11 protein-coding genes are annotated in these 14,071 nt (G+C 57.7%); 5 read left to right on the top strand and 6 right to left on the bottom strand.

The features are described from left to right. Nucleotides 1-75: 75 nt before the first annotated feature. Nucleotides 76-279 (bottom strand): hypothetical protein, encoded by a 204-nt coding sequence (locus JQR90_RS16410; protein WP_010795748.1) that lies wholly within the window; start codon nucleotides 277-279, stop codon nucleotides 76-78. Nucleotides 280-452: 173 nt separating this feature from the next. On the opposite strand from JQR90_RS16410, the gene JQR90_RS16405 reads away from it, so the two are divergent. Both JQR90_RS16405 and gltP read left to right on the top strand, forming a co-directional pair. Further along, a complete protein-coding gene (locus JQR90_RS16405; protein WP_019366026.1) occupies nucleotides 453-779 on the top strand; it encodes a DUF6970 domain-containing protein in 327 nt (108 codons plus the stop codon). A gap of 333 nt (nucleotides 780-1,112) precedes the next feature. Then, on the top strand, nucleotides 1,113-2,459 hold the full coding sequence (gltP, locus tag JQR90_RS16400) for a glutamate/aspartate:proton symporter GltP (protein WP_074822120.1): 1,347 nt from the start codon (nucleotides 1,113-1,115) through the stop codon (nucleotides 2,457-2,459). Between the two features lie 70 nt (nucleotides 2,460-2,529). On the opposite strand, the gene JQR90_RS16395 is transcribed toward gltP, so the two are convergent. The 4 genes from JQR90_RS16395 to JQR90_RS16380 form a co-directional block, all read right to left on the bottom strand. Next, the gene (locus JQR90_RS16395; RefSeq protein WP_010795745.1) at nucleotides 2,530-3,291 is read right to left on the bottom strand and encodes a YkgJ family cysteine cluster protein; all 762 of its coding nucleotides are present in this window, start codon (nucleotides 3,289-3,291) and stop codon (nucleotides 2,530-2,532) included. Nucleotides 3,292-3,397: 106 nt separating this feature from the next. Next, complete coding sequence (locus tag JQR90_RS16390; RefSeq protein WP_073449838.1) at nucleotides 3,398-6,061, bottom strand: GAF domain-containing protein; 2,664 nt, start codon at nucleotides 6,059-6,061, stop codon at nucleotides 3,398-3,400. Nucleotides 6,062-6,380: 319 nt separating this feature from the next. After that, complete coding sequence (locus JQR90_RS16385; RefSeq protein WP_073449840.1) at nucleotides 6,381-9,461, bottom strand: autotransporter domain-containing protein; 3,081 nt, start codon at nucleotides 9,459-9,461, stop codon at nucleotides 6,381-6,383. A 183-nt stretch (nucleotides 9,462-9,644) separates the two neighbouring features. Then, nucleotides 9,645-10,229, bottom strand: coding sequence for an NAD(P)H-dependent oxidoreductase (locus tag JQR90_RS16380; RefSeq protein ID WP_010795742.1), 585 nt, complete (start codon nucleotides 10,227-10,229; stop codon nucleotides 9,645-9,647). A 142-nt stretch (nucleotides 10,230-10,371) separates the two neighbouring features. Here JQR90_RS16380 and JQR90_RS16375 point away from each other — a divergent pair, with 142 nt between their 5' ends. From JQR90_RS16375 to JQR90_RS16365, 3 genes are all read left to right on the top strand, one after another. Continuing rightward, on the top strand, nucleotides 10,372-11,265 hold the full coding sequence (locus JQR90_RS16375) for a LysR substrate-binding domain-containing protein (RefSeq protein WP_010795741.1): 894 nt from the start codon (nucleotides 10,372-10,374) through the stop codon (nucleotides 11,263-11,265). A 125-nt stretch (nucleotides 11,266-11,390) separates the two neighbouring features. Continuing rightward, nucleotides 11,391-12,416: a UV DNA damage repair endonuclease UvsE gene (gene uvsE, locus JQR90_RS16370; protein WP_010795740.1), complete on the top strand. Its 1,026-nt coding sequence runs from the start codon at nucleotides 11,391-11,393 to the stop codon at nucleotides 12,414-12,416. 90 nt (nucleotides 12,417-12,506) lie between these two features. Continuing rightward, nucleotides 12,507-13,040, top strand: coding sequence for a 2,4'-dihydroxyacetophenone dioxygenase family protein (locus tag JQR90_RS16365; protein WP_010795739.1), 534 nt, complete (start codon nucleotides 12,507-12,509; stop codon nucleotides 13,038-13,040). Nucleotides 13,041-13,079: 39 nt separating this feature from the next. On the opposite strand, the gene JQR90_RS16360 is transcribed toward JQR90_RS16365, so the two are convergent. After that, nucleotides 13,080-13,895 (bottom strand): DUF1206 domain-containing protein, encoded by an 816-nt coding sequence (locus JQR90_RS16360; RefSeq protein WP_010795738.1) that lies wholly within the window; start codon nucleotides 13,893-13,895, stop codon nucleotides 13,080-13,082. Between the last annotated feature and the right edge of the window lie 176 nt (nucleotides 13,896-14,071).

Genomic DNA, 14,071 nt, shown 5'->3' with positions numbered 1-14,071 from the left:
GGCAATAGCGCTGACTACAGGCATGCGATGTAAGCCTTTTGCTATTGCGTGAGTAAGACGCCTGTAAGTCGACCGTTAGGGCTTCTTCTCGTCAGAGGCTCTGGCAGCGGGTGCCAGTTCCTGCTTGACGCCCTGCTCGCTGGCAGGGCTGGACACGGCGCCTTGCGCCTGCTCGTTGGTAGGCTGACTGCCAGTCTTGTTGTCTTCGGAAGTCTTTTCACAGGCGGCCAAGCCAAGTGCACTGGCCAGCAAGACGGCAGAGGCAAGAGTCTTGTGCATGATGTTGTCCTCGGATGGGTGCGTTATTTCGAGCCTGCACCCGAAGGCGAGTTCCGGAGCGATCCTCCGGCACTTTCGCCCATCTGCTTTAATGACGTAACGATGAATAGAGGGAATGCTGCATGAGAATCGCATGGATACTACTGTTGGTGACAGTGGCAGGATGCTCGAAAGTGTCTACCCCAACGGAGTCCGCAGATACCCCGGACTGGTTAAAGGCCAGGATCAAGTCGTTACAGGCGCTGCCTGAGGCCAATCCGCCCAGACGTATTTTCAGGACGACGTTTGAGGGAGAGACCGCTTATTACGTTTCTCCGGCCTGCTGTGACATACCCAGTGAACTCTACCGGGTTGACGGTACGTTATGGTGTTATCCCAGCGGTGGCATCGCCGGTGGTGATAGGCGCTGCCCTGCGTTCAGTCTGGATCGCCAGCGCATGGAGCCTCTCTGGCAGGACGATCGCTCCTCCAAGGCCAGCCGCACGCCTGCCAGGAACTAGGGTGCCGTTGTACTCTTGAGCCTGAACATCGGCAAAAGTGATTGCCCGCGTACGGATCCTGGCGGCTACGGCCTTGAAATACCGTTTAGCTGATCTATTCCTCAGAAATATTCTAGACGGCTGTGTTTGTTTTGGCCTGTGGTAGACTAGCCAACTCTTTGTTTTTAAAGGAAATCAAGAGGCATGCCCATGCCGAATCGGTATAGGGCAGATAGGAGCGGCATTAGACGGTAGTGTCTCGTCAGCCAATGATGGCCGCCTTTTTGCGCCAATTCTCTTTTTCTGGCGCCTTCCATTACAACGCCAAAACTAGAACAACGGGGATATACATTCATGTCCAAGCCCAAGCTTAGTCTTGCCTGGCAGATTCTCATCGGTCTTGCCCTGGGAATTGCAGTCGGAGCGCTTCTCAACCACTTCAGCGGCGAAAAAGCCTGGTGGATCGACAATGTTCTCAAGCCAGGCGGCGATATCTTCATTCGCCTGATCAAGATGATTGTCATACCCATCGTGATCTCCACCCTCATCGTAGGCATCGCCGGGGTAGGGGACTCGAAAAAGCTGGGGCGCATCGGCCTCAAGACCATCGTGTATTTTGAGATTGTCACCACGATTGCCATTGTGGTGGGACTGATGCTGGCCAACTTCTTCCAGCCTGGCTCAGGGATCGACATGTCTACCCTGGGTACGGTGGATATCTCCCAGTACCAGAAGACCACGCAGGAGGTTCAGCACGACCATGCGCTCGTGGCGACCATCCTCAACCTGATCCCTTCCAATATCTTTGCTGCGGTGGCCCGTGGCGAGATGCTGCCCATCATCTTTTTCTCGGTGATGTTCGGACTAGGCCTGGGCGCGCTGCCTGACAGTACGCGTGAACCCGTGGTTCGTGTGTTCCAGGGCATTTCCGAAGCTATGTTCAAGGTTACCCACATGATCATGCGCTACGCGCCCATCGGTGTGTTCGCGCTGATTTCGGTAACCGTGGCCAACTTTGGTTTCTCCTCGCTGCTGCCGCTGGCCAAGCTGGTGATCCTGGTTTATGTCGCCATCCTGTTCTTTGCTCTGGTGGTGCTAGGACTGGTGGCCAGGCTGTTCGGCTTCTCGGTCATGAAGCTGATCCGCATCTTCAAGGACGAGCTGATCCTGGCGTACTCCACGGCCAGTTCCGAAACCGTACTGCCGCGTATCATCGAAAAAATGGAAGCCTACGGTGCGCCCAAGTCGATCAGCAGCTTTGTGGTTCCGACAGGGTATTCCTTCAATCTGGACGGCTCGACGCTGTATCAGAGCATTGCCGCCATTTTCATCGCCCAGCTCTATGGCATCGATCTGAGTCTTGGTCAGCAGCTTCTGCTGGTCCTGACCCTGATGGTGACCTCCAAGGGCATCGCCGGTGTACCGGGTGTGTCCTTCGTGGTGCTGCTGGCTACCCTGGGCAGCGTGGGTATTCCATTGGAAGGTCTGGCATTCATTGCTGGCGTGGACCGCATCATGGACATGGCGCGTACGGCCCTGAACGTAATCGGTAATGCCCTGGCGGTTCTGGTCATTGCCCGTTGGGAAGGTTTGTACGACGCTGAAAAAGGCGAGCGTTACTGGAACTCCCTGCCGCATTGGCGTCATGATAAGACGCAGGCATACGGCAACATGACCAAGTCGGATATTGCACAATCCTGATCGAAAAGAAGCCGCTGAAAAGCGGCTTCTTTTTTGGGTGCAGATTGGTGACCGGCCCGTTTTTCGTCTGTCAGGATACCTTGCTGAGCGAGATGAATCCGATGTTTTCCAGGGCCGAAGCGATCATGGCACCGGTTTCTTCGAGCTGGCTGGCAAGGTCATCGCTCGAAACCCGCATTGACCACTCTTCCTCTTCAAGCGGCGGCCAGGGTTGTTCAGGGCTGGCCTCTACCTGATCCACTGCATTCAGGAAAGCACCCAGGTCTGGCAGGAAGACGGTATAGCCATCCCCCTTGAGCGCCATGGTACGAATGCCCAGCAAACGGCAGATTTCCGCCTTTGCGCCTACTTCTTCGCGGTCCGCCTGCCGGGAGCGCTCGATCAGAGCTGCCAGCTCTGTATCCATGAGGCGCCCCCCATGAATCAGCTCAGGGCCGGACTGCCAGGTTTCAGGCGCGCAGTCCTTCAAATCCGGGCGCAGCGGAATATGCGGATTGATTTCCATTGGGTAGATCCGGCAGACCAGGGGGCGACGCTCATAGATCGAACAGCGATTACTGTCGTCCAGGTTGCGGCACGGCCCAACGTTATACGCGGCGAAGGTGATAGAGACGTAGGCCTGTGTATTGCCGCAACGAACCGGTAGCGAACGGCGCTGTACATGCTCACGCTGGTTGACGGGCACTCCGTAGCCATTGTCCAGAAAGCCTTCGACCAGAATGATCAATTGGCCGCCATCGGTTGCCCAGGCCTTGGCTTCCTGAAGCGTCAAAGGGACGTGATGATCGTTGCAGCACTTGCCGCAGCCGTTACAGGCGAATCGAGTATTCATGTCGGACCCAGAACTGGTTGAACGAGCGGCGGAAAACAGGCACCGCCGCCAGGAAAACCTCTTCCGAGCAATTAGCGCGCCAGCCTTGCAAGGGCTGGCGAACCTGTTAGTGCTCGATCATCTCGCGGATACGGATGGCCAGCTTTTCCACGGCAAAGGGTTTGGTGACCATTTCCATACCGGGCTCCAGAAAGCCGCTCGCCAGCGTCGCGTTTTCAGCATAGCCGGTAATGAACAGAACCTTCAGGTCGCTGCGTAGCTCGCGGGCGGCATCAGCCAGCTGGCGACCGTTGAGGCCGGGCAAGCCAATGTCGGTGATGAGCAGATCGATAGGCTGGGATGACTGAATGATCTTGAGCCCGGACGGTCCGTCATGGGCTTGCAAGGCCTTATAACCCAAGTCCTTGAGGACCTCGACGATCAGCTCGCGAACAATGGGCTCGTCCTCGACAATCAGCACCGTCTCACCGTGCTCGGTGCGGTAGGCGTCGGTCAGGCCTGTTTCTTCGCGATCCTCTTCGTGCGAGCCCTGAAAACGCGGCAGATACAGTTTTACCGTCGTACCGATGCCCACTTCAGAATAGATAGTGGCATGGCCCTCGGACTGACGAATGAAGCCATAGATCATCGACAGGCCAAGCCCCGTACCTTGCCCGATGGGCTTGGTCGTGAAGAAAGGATCAAATGCCCGCTCAATGACTTTCCTGGGCATGCCAACGCCGGTATCGGTTACGGAGATGCACACATACTGTCCGGGCTTTATGTTGCGCTGGCGTGACGTATAGGCCTGATCCAAATGGGCATTGCAGGTTTCGATCACGAGACGGCCACCGTTGGGCATGGCGTCGCGCGCATTGATCGCCAGATTAAGAATGGCGCTTTCGAGCTGGTTGGCATCACACAAGGTAATCCACAACCCGCCCACAGTAACCAGCTCCATCTGAATGCTCTCGCCCAGGGTGCGATGCAGGAGGTCTTCCATCGAGACGACCAGCTTGTTCACATTGACGGGCTTGGGGTCCAGCGGCTGTCGGCGGGCAAAGGCCAGCAGGCGATGAGTCAGCGCGGCAGCTCGGTTGGCAGAGGTCATCGCGGCCTTGGCGTAACGCTCGATAGCCTCGACACGGCCCTGGGCCAGGCGGGTCTGCATGATATCGAGCGAGCCGATGATGCCTGTCAGCAGGTTGTTGAAATCATGGGCGATGCCACCCGTCAGCTGTCCCAGCGCTTCCATCTTCTGCGACTGACGCAAGGCTTCTTCAGCCATTCGCAGCGCTTCGGCCTGCTCCTTTTCTGCGGTGATTTCTCGACCTACGGCATGGATGAGTGTGCCATCCGGAACGGCAATCCAGGACAGCCAACCGTAGCTGCCATCCTTGCGCAGGTATCGGTTTTCGAAGCGCATGGTGGTGATTCCCTTGGCGAGACTTTCTGTCTCGGCCAGGGTGCGCTGCCTGTCATCAGGATGGGTAAAGTCGAAGTAGGAGCGGCCAATCAACTCCTTTTCGTTCCAGCCAAACAGTGTTTTCCAGGCCGGGTTGGCCGCCGTAATGGTGCCATCGAAGCGGGCCACCAGCATGACGTCTGTTGACAGTCGCCACATCCGGTCCCGGTCGGCGGTGCGTTCGGCTACCTGCGCTTCCAGCGTCTCGTTCAGCTTGCGCAGTGCCTGCTCCGCCTCCAGGCGCTTGAGTACGGCCCCGGCCGCGCGCGCCAGCGCTTCAAGCGTAGCAATCTCGGCCGGTTCAGGCGTATGGAGTCTGGCCCAGTACGCGCCGATGGCAGCGGTAGCGCGTCCATCGCTGACTAGGGGCACCATCACAAGGCTCTTGATGAAGGTAGGCGTGTAAAAGCGTTTGATCAGCCTGGGATCATCCTGCACATCGGGAATCACTGCTGTTTCCAGGTGAGTCATGGCCCAGCCGGAGATGCAGTCGGTAATGGCGAACCGTTGACCCTTCCACAGCGGTTCGGGCGTGATCTCGGCAGCGTAGAAGCACTGATCGCCTTCGCGCAGCACGATCGCGACCCCATCAGCATTGGAAAGCCGACGTGCTGCATGACTCACGATCTCGATCAGCTCCTCCAACGTGTGGGCGGAAGGTGCTTTCTCGATGGCCTCGGACAGCAGCTCTAGGCGGTTGCTGCGCTCATGTGCCAATTGCTCGGCCCGCTTGCGCTCGGCCAACTCGTTCTGGGCCTTGCGGAAGAGACGGGCATTGTCGATGGCAATGGCCGCCTGACCGGCAATGCCATCCAGCAGGTATTCGTGCTCTTCGGTAAACATGCCGGGCTCGGCGTGGCCAAACAGCATGCCGCCCAGTACCTCGCCGGAGCGTGAAACCACCGGGACGGCCAGATAGCTGCGCACTGGCAAATGCCCTTCAGGCATTCCAGCATGGGGGGCGCTTTTTCCGTAACGGGGGTCCTGGGTGATGTCATCAGAGCGTACGATGCCCTCGCCCTTGAAGGTTGGCGCAAAGACGGCGGTGTTACGCGGCATGGGAAAATCAGCAAACGCTTCGCGCGGTACACCCGACAGCGCATACAGCATGTAACTTTCACCCTGCTCGTTCAGCACGTTGTAGAAGAACGCGCCGAACTGCGCATGAATCAACGCAACGGCTGCATCGGTCGCTTCCTGCACCAGCTTGTCCAGGTCCAGTTCGGCAGCCAGGCGGGCACCAATCCGGTTGAGAATTTCAAAGCGATCCACGTCTGGAGTGAGCGCATCCTGCGGCATGATTGAATTGAGTTCGACATCCAACATGTAAACGGCTCTACAACGGGGCAGGCAGAAACAAAGCCGCCGGCTAGCGGGACCTTGGGTATATGAGGAGGATGTTGGGCTGCTTGACGTGGCTTCGCTCTGTTAAAAACAGGCCGCAGGGCGCGCGTGGGCGATCAAGGCGCGCAGCTACTCATCAGGCTTACCAACAACTTCATCTACAGCCGATGGGCATTGGGCGCGGAATCTACTGGCAGGAGGGGAGGCTGGCAATACAGATCTGACGATCGTCACAGTTTTATGGTCTCAAACCATTTCGTTGTCAGGTGGGGGATGGCCTCCAAAGAGGCCATCCAGATGCTTAGAAGCGCAAGCTCAGGTTGGCTTTGACATTCTGATCAGTGGTATCGCTGCTGAGTTGGCCGCCGTAGCTGATCCCTACGCTGACCGTTTCGTTCAGGGCCATATCCACTGCGCCTTCGATAACGGCTGCGTTGCGAGCAATCGGTGCGCCTTCCAGGGTGAATGTATTGCCACCCTCGAACGCTGCCTTGTGCTCAGGCGTTACGTCGCCAAAGGCATGCCGCCACCCGAGAGTTGCGCTGGGCTTGAGTTGTACGCTGCCAACCGAGGCCGTAGTCGACGCACGCAAGCCCAGAGCGCTGAAGGTCACGTCTGTATCCTGGGATTTGTTATCCAGCGCCAGGGCACCGCTGCGCTCATGGAAGCTGTCGGTATGCACACGGACATGGGCAAGGCCCGCGAAGGGCTCCAGCGTCACCTGATCCTGCCTGATCAGATAACCCAGTTCGCCAAACACCTGCGTGGTGCCTGCATCATAATTAGGCGACAGCCGATCGGCACTGCCCAGAACGGACAGGGTGCGCTTGGCATCAATGTCATGCCAGGTGTGCGCCGCGCCCAGCTTCAGGCTCAGGGCATCCCATTGGGCGCCGGCGTACAGACCCAGATGATAGTTGTCGCTCTTGGACGAGCCCGAGGTGTGGTGCAGGTCGAAGTCACTGTGGCTATAACCTGCCAGCGCGCCCAGGCGCCAGGTATCGTTAAGCGGTGCATCAGCGCCGAACAGGATGCCGGTGGTGTGCGTATCCAGACCTGAGACGTTATGTGTGCTATCGGTCTTGCCCCAGGCGCCAAGGGCTTGCGTCCAGACCACACCCCTAGCGTTATCGCCCATCAGGTTCTGCATGCCCGGCGCGGTATCAGCTGCCGAGACCTGGGCATTATGCAGGCGATCCGTCATGGCGTTACGGACCAGACGGCTGTCCTCGACCAATGCTGTCTGGGTAGAGGCGTGCAGTTCATTCGACAGCGCACGGAAGGTCTGCTGCGCCGTCGCCGTGTCCAACTGTGCCACCTGATCCCACAACGCACTGCCAGCTACGATGCTATCCAGCCCAGCCGCAACGGCACGCTCGTTACGGGTCGTGCCCAGGGAGGCAAAGGCAGTGCTGTTGCGCTCCAGCGCCAACTCAACACCATTGGCAGAGTAGCTGAGCGTGGGCGTCAGGAAGGCATAGTTGGAGGTGACGTTGGCAAAGGTGCCGGTAACCCCGCCATTGGCTGTCAGGATGGAATAACGCGTCAAGGGTTGCCAGTTGCCGCTCTGGACCAGCGACAGCGTGCTGTTATCGATCGTGGCGCTACCGGTCGCGACGATGCGATCCGTCTGGCCGGCCTCGTTGGTTTCAACCTGATAGACCGCTCCATTGGCGAGCGTGACATTACCGTTCACGTTCAACTGTCCGACGGAGTTTCCGGGCGCGACGATGCCGCCCTGGGCCACGACGAGGGTGCCGACCGTACCGTTGCCACCCAGGGTCGCGCCCTGGTTGACGGTAACGGCAGAGTTGGCGAGGCTGCCGTTCACGGCCAGGCGGCCTTCGTTGACTGCTGTGGTACCCGAAAAGCTGCTATTGCCGGTCAGGTCCAGCGAGCCGGCTCCGGACTTGATCAGCGAGCCGTTACCGGCAAGGGTGTTGCCCATCGTATCGTCGACGGACTGGTCCAGCACAAGGGTGGCGTTGTTGGTGATGGCACCGCTGCCAAACGCGCGGGCATAGCCCCTGAGCGTACCGCCGTTGATCGTCGTGCCGCCGGTATAGGTATTTTCGCCACTTAGCGTCAGCTCGCCGGTGCCATTCTTGATCAGCCCACCGCTACCGCTGATGTTATTTCGCCAGGCATCCTTGGCGTTGAAGCCGCCGAGGCTGGCATCCATGTTGACCGTTACGTCGGAGGTGAAGGCCCCGTAGCCATCACCAGCCGCCAACAGGTTCAAGCGGCCATAGCCGTTGGACTCATCGATGACCACATAGCCGGACGAGATTTCGGTACTGGCTAGCACATCACGACGCTGGCTGGCGTCCAGATAGGGGAAGCGGGTTTCCAGCAGCACTTCGGCATTGACCGGCACGATGGGCGCAAGGTCTGTCGGGCCTACCGGCGCAAAGCCATAGGTCATGCGTGAGGTATACAGCGCCTTGTCCTGCGCATGTTGCGAGAAGCGGTCCGTTGCCGGGTCGATTGGATCCATGCAGTTGTTGATATCGCCACCGCACTGCTCGGTGAAGTATGCCTGCGCCTGCTGAAAAGCCTCATTGCGAAGTTGGGCGTTATTGGTGAGGTTGTCGATAGCAAAGTAGGTCGCGGTGATACGGCCGCCTATTACATCGAACGGCGAATGCATACCTGCGACGATCCGGTTGTTACCTACCTCCGAGGCGCGCAGCATCAGTTCTTCGAAGCGCTGCGGGATGGCATAGCTCAGGGCAATCGAGGAAAGATAAGCCGCGTTGGTATGTCCACTGGGAAAGCCGCCGTCCGTTTCTGGAGTGCTGCTGCGAGCCGGCCGCAGGGAGGGCTGAATAATCTCTTCCTGGGTCTGGCGCCAGGGGCGAGGGTACTGATAGGCATTCTTGGCGGGTGTAGTGGATGCATCGTTGCGCACCGCACCGACCAGCTGGACAACCTTGCCCAGGGCGGATGAGGTCTCGCCTGCACCGTTGCCCTTGTCGTCGTATTTGACGGTCTGGTTGGAGTCGTCGAACGTGGTGATGGTGGTAAAGGCACCGGAACCTGCGCGGTATCCGTCCGCCAGTGAGCCCAGCCCATCGATGGCGCTATAGCTCTGGTTGCGACGGTCATCGTAATAGGCTGCGATTTCCTGCTCACGTGTCCGAGTATGGGAAAGGTCCACAACATACTGAACGTTACGCTGAAGAATCGGTGCCCCCAGCGCGGTCGGCGTACCGGTATTCCACGTGGCGCCGGGTGTCCAGAGCGTATTGAAGCCAGACAGCAGGTCCACACCGTTGATGGCGTTGTTATCGGCACGACCGGCCGCTTGTACTGATGCAGCCAGCAGGGACAGAACGAACGATGAAGCGACCACACACGAACTGACGTTTGACGGTCTCACTAACGACTCCTTTCATGTATCCGAAGCTTTACGAAAAGGTACAAAGCGGTACAAAGGTCGAGGAGCGTACGTAGCCAGCTTTTCAGTTCTGTGGCGGGAACATGACAATTGGGTTGTGCGACGACTTTTAAGCGGCCATGAAAAAGCCCGGTCTAGACCGGGCTTCATGCTGACGCAGACTGATTACTGCTGACCGAATACGCGCGTCAGGTGCGCTTTGTATTCGGCCTGATGACGCTCGATATCCGGCGCCTTGATGACATCATTCGCCAGATAGGTCGGCAGGGCCTCAAGGCCTACAAACTGCTGCGACTTGTGGAAGGGGAAGTACACACCGTCCACACCTTTGCCCTCGAAGAAGTTGCCCGGCTCGTCGAACGCTTCACGCGGTGCGTTCCAGGTCAGGGACAGCATGTAGCGACGGCCCTGCAGCAGGCCACCGGTGCCGTACTGCTTGGTAGGATCGCTACGGGTACGACCATCGTTGGCATATAGAGAGCCGTGGCCGGCGGTCAGGACCTCGTCCAGATACTTCTTGACGGTCCAGGGGGCGCCCATCCACCACCCCGGCATCTGATAAATGATGGCATCAGCCCATAGGTACTTCTGGACTTCAGCCTCAACATCGTAACCCGACTCGATCACGGTTTCCTTGACGGTATGACCCAGCTCGCTCAGATGGCCTACAGCCAGAGTGTGCAGGGTTTCGTTATAACGCCCTGCGGAATGGGCGAACGATTTGCCGCCATTGATCAACAAGATATTCATGAAAGCTCCCACTTAAACGGGTAGGGCGCAAAAGGGGTGCGCCAGAAAGCGGTACAGTGTCCTCCGCACATGCTTGTCGTTAAAGTAGATAAACTGGAAAAGATAATTGATTTGAAATCAAGAATGACGGGCGAAGGCAGGCATGAAAACCACGCTGGAAGAACATCTGGTATTCAAGACCGTTGTCGAAACGGGCTCCATAACCGCAGCGGCCGACCAGTTGGGACAAACCGTTTCGGGCGTGAGCCGCGCTCTTAGCCGCCTTGAGCAAAAGCTTGACACCACACTGTTACGTCGCACGACCCGGCGTCTGGAGCTTACCGATGAGGGACGGCATTTCCTGACCCAGGTCCGTGCCATCCTGGCCTCGGTCGATGAGGCCGAGGAGCAACTGGCGATCCGGCGGCAACGGCCGGCAGGCCGTTTGCGGGTAAATGCGGCACCGTCTTTCATGTACCACGTTATCGTCCCGTTGGTGGGCCTGTTCCGTGAACAGTATCCCGGCATTACGCTGGAGCTGGACACGAATGACCGCTTCATCGACCTGCTGGAGCAGCGCACGGATGTTGCCATCCGGATCGGCGAATTGCGTGACTCTACTCTGCACGCGCGACCGTTGGGGCAGAGCAGGCTCAGCCTGCTGGCCAGCCCGGACTACTTGAATAGGCATGGGACACCGCTTGCTGTCGCTGACCTGCATAAACATACCTTGATCGGTTTCAGCCAGCTTGATCACCTCAATCAGTGGCCGCTACCAAACGAGCGAGGCGCTACGCTGGCGGTTTCGCCCGATATATCCGCCTCAAGCGGGATGACGATTCAGGCATTGGCACTGGCCGGACAGGGGATTGTGTGCCTGGCGGACTACATGACACGGTCGGCTCGCGAGCAGGGTCTGCTTGTTCCGATCATGAGGGATCAGGTGCAGGACTCCTTTCAGATCATCAATGCGGTCTACTACCGCAATACCCAACTCTCACTGCGGATCACGCTGTTTCTGGACTTTATTGCAGAGCATTTGCGCGAGCGCTTGTAGCGTCTGTCGACCGGTAGCGATCGCTGTTCAGGCACTTCGGCCCGAATACAGCCTCCTAATAAAATGTTATCCAGAACAGGTGATGCCTATGAGCAACGCCTGTCCGTGCCTCGAAGGAGTTTGCCATGTACCGGATCGGCTTTGCCTGCAATTACCGCCATCCCGACAGAAGCCTGCCTGCAAAAGAGATCGAAGCCATCGAGCGGCTCTACAATGGCAAGACCACCACGCTACGTTGGCTGTCCAGCCAGACAACCGAGGCGGCCGAAGAAAAGCTGCTCTATGTGATCGAGCACAATCTTCAGGCCCAGATGCGTCTGTTGCAGTATGTCAATTCTTTGCCGGTTCACCTGCACATGATGCGCATGAGCAGCGATATCCTGCCGTTCTACAGCCATCCCAGTTATGCCTATTTCTACGACTCCACGGCTATCCGGGATTTCATCTCCGAACAGTTCCAAGGTATCGGTGACTATGCGCGTACCCATGACATTCGCCTCTCCATGCACCCGGGGCAGTATTGCGTGCTGGCCTCGGATAACCCGGATACGGTGGAAAACAGTATCCGCGAATTTGAATACCACGCCGATATGATCCGCATGATGGGCTATGGACGGCAGTTTCAGGATTTCAAATGCAATATCCACATTGCGGGCAAGCTGGGCGTCGAAGGCATCCTGCATATCTGGCCGCGCCTGTCAGACGTGGCCCGCAACTGCATAACCTTTGAGAACGAGGAAAAGAAATACGGTGTCGACGCCTGCCTTGAGCTAGCCGACCACGCTCCGGTCGTTCTGGATATCCACCACTGCTGGATTCACGAAGGTCGCTACATCGACCGTCATGACCCACGGGTAAAGCGCATCGTTGAAAGCTGGCGGGGCGTACGTCCGGCCATGCACTACTCACAGTCCCAGGAGATGTTGATGGAGCTGGGTATCTCGGCTGACGAGAAGATTGAAATGGAGCAGCTGCTGACCAAGGTCAACAAGCGTGACCTGTATGGTCACAGCGACCGGATGTGGAACCGCTGGTGTAACGAATACGCCAAGTCATTTCTGGACGAGTTCGACATCATGTTCGAAGCCAAGCACAAAAACCTCGCCGTGATCGATTTCTACGAACAATACATGGTTCAAAAAGCTGCCTAGGTCTCAAACCTGGACACTCTCCGGTTTCTGGCCTGCAAAGCCCCGTAAGCTGGCTATAGTCACTAGAACAATAATAAGAGGAGCACTGCCATGCCTGAACTCGCCCGTCGTGAATTCTGGAAAGAACTCCAGCCGATTCCCAACAGCTTGAAGCCCGATGCCAGGCCTGAGGTCTACATCGAGGACGCGCCGACAGAAGACGAGCGCTATTACGTGCCGTTTACCGATACCGTCTCGAGTCGCCCGTTATGGATCTCGCCCTCCGAGAACAAGTGGTGCGATGTCCTCATGGCCAAACAGGCGGGCCTGGTGAACCGTCATTACCATCCCCATGAGGTTTTTGCCTATACCATCTCTGGAAAGTGGGGGTACCTGGAGCATGGCTGGACGGCCAGAGCCGGCGACTTCGTTTACGAAACGCCTGGCGAGGGGCATACGCTGGTGGCTTATGATTATGATGAGCCGATGCGGGTCTTCTTTATCGTCAAGGGCCCTCTGATCTGGCTGGATCAGGACGGCAACGCCGCGGGCTATTTCGATGTACACGACTATATCAAGCTCTGCCGGGAGCATTTCGAGCGCGTCGGTATCGGCGCAGATTACGTCGATACCTTGTTCCGCTAGGTAAAAGCGCCCTGCGATCCTGCCTTGCAGGGCGCTACGTCATACCGGGACGTTCATATTGATACGACGCCATACCGCTTCGGCAAAGCTGTAGACCGCAAAGGCGATCAAACCCAGCGCAACCACCAGCAGAATGATATGGCCGAAAGGCAAGTTCTGAAGCCCGTTGAGAGCCTCCTTGATTCCCGGTGGGTGCATTGCATCGTAGCGTGAGCCACTGACAGCCAGCAGTACGGCAATCTCGATAAAGGCCACCCCCCGTGCAATCAGTCCGAATCGGGAGACGGGGCGTACCATGCGCATGACACCTTCATCCGCCTCGAAATACCGTTCGAAGGAGGCCTTCCACCCCTTGATGATATGGGCAATGCCTACACCCAGCGGAATCAGGGCTATCAGCCGTATCACTATATTGGAGTGGTCCCAGCTGAGCAGGTGTGAAAGAAAGTCCTGTGCCTGACCACCACCTCCAGAGCCTCCGCCCTCACCAGGAGTTTTGAAACCGCTGATCAGAAGGCCTAGGGCGAAGAGCGCCAGGAGGACATATGTCACGCCACTGGCGAGGAGTCCTGTACGGATCGTTAATCCTTTGAGATCCGTGCCGTGATGATCCGAATCTCGTAGAGCCTGTACGGCACGCCAGGCTGCAAAGGCTGCAAGCCCGATCACCACAATCCAGAGCAGGGTACTGCCGGACGGTTGCGCCAATACGGTTTGCAGGCTCTGATGACTGTCGACGGGCTGTCCTGAGCCTATGGCTGCCAGTAACGCGAAGCCACCGATAATGAGGTACACCACGCCTCGGGCAGCGTAGCCACCACGGGCCAGCCAGGTAAGGCCTCGGTTGGGAGTCATGCTGATTAGGTTTCCTGTAGTTATGAGGGATACAGGAAAAGACCCGGCGACTGAGGCGGCGGTTCGTATTCACGGCTGGGGTAGCAAGCCAAACGGACGAAAGGCGATTGGCCAGTATTTGTAGGAAAAAGCTTACAAGGACTCTCAGCGGTTGGCTCTAGGGGAAACGAAGGGAG

Origin of the sequence: Pseudomonas sp. JZ114 (genome assembly GCF_051027705.1) — a bacterium.
Taxonomy (GTDB): Bacteria; Pseudomonadota; Gammaproteobacteria; order Pseudomonadales; family Pseudomonadaceae; genus Chryseomonas; species Chryseomonas luteola.
This window is presented reverse-complemented; position numbering and strand designations above follow the sequence as displayed.

Bases quoted from the DNA above. Each gene is read 5' to 3' on its own strand.
- JQR90_RS16395 (WP_010795745.1), bottom strand. From the start codon at position 3,291: ATGAATACTCGATTCGCCTGTAACGGCTGCGGCAAGTGCTGCAACGAT.
- uvsE (WP_010795740.1), top strand. From the start codon at position 11,391: ATGTACCGGATCGGCTTTGCCTGCAATTACCGCCATCCCGACAGAAGC.
- JQR90_RS16360 (WP_010795738.1), bottom strand. From the start codon at position 13,895: ATGACTCCCAACCGAGGCCTTACCTGGCTGGCCCGTGGTGGCTACGCT.
- JQR90_RS16365 (WP_010795739.1), top strand. From the start codon at position 12,507: ATGCCTGAACTCGCCCGTCGTGAATTCTGGAAAGAACTCCAGCCGATT.
- JQR90_RS16390 (WP_073449838.1), bottom strand. From the start codon at position 6,061: ATGTTGGATGTCGAACTCAATTCAATCATGCCGCAGGATGCGCTCACT.
- gltP (WP_074822120.1), top strand. From the start codon at position 1,113: ATGTCCAAGCCCAAGCTTAGTCTTGCCTGGCAGATTCTCATCGGTCTT.
- JQR90_RS16380 (WP_010795742.1), bottom strand. From the start codon at position 10,229: ATGAATATCTTGTTGATCAATGGCGGCAAATCGTTCGCCCATTCCGCA.
- JQR90_RS16375 (WP_010795741.1), top strand. From the start codon at position 10,372: ATGAAAACCACGCTGGAAGAACATCTGGTATTCAAGACCGTTGTCGAA.
- JQR90_RS16410 (WP_010795748.1), bottom strand. From the start codon at position 279: ATGCACAAGACTCTTGCCTCTGCCGTCTTGCTGGCCAGTGCACTTGGC.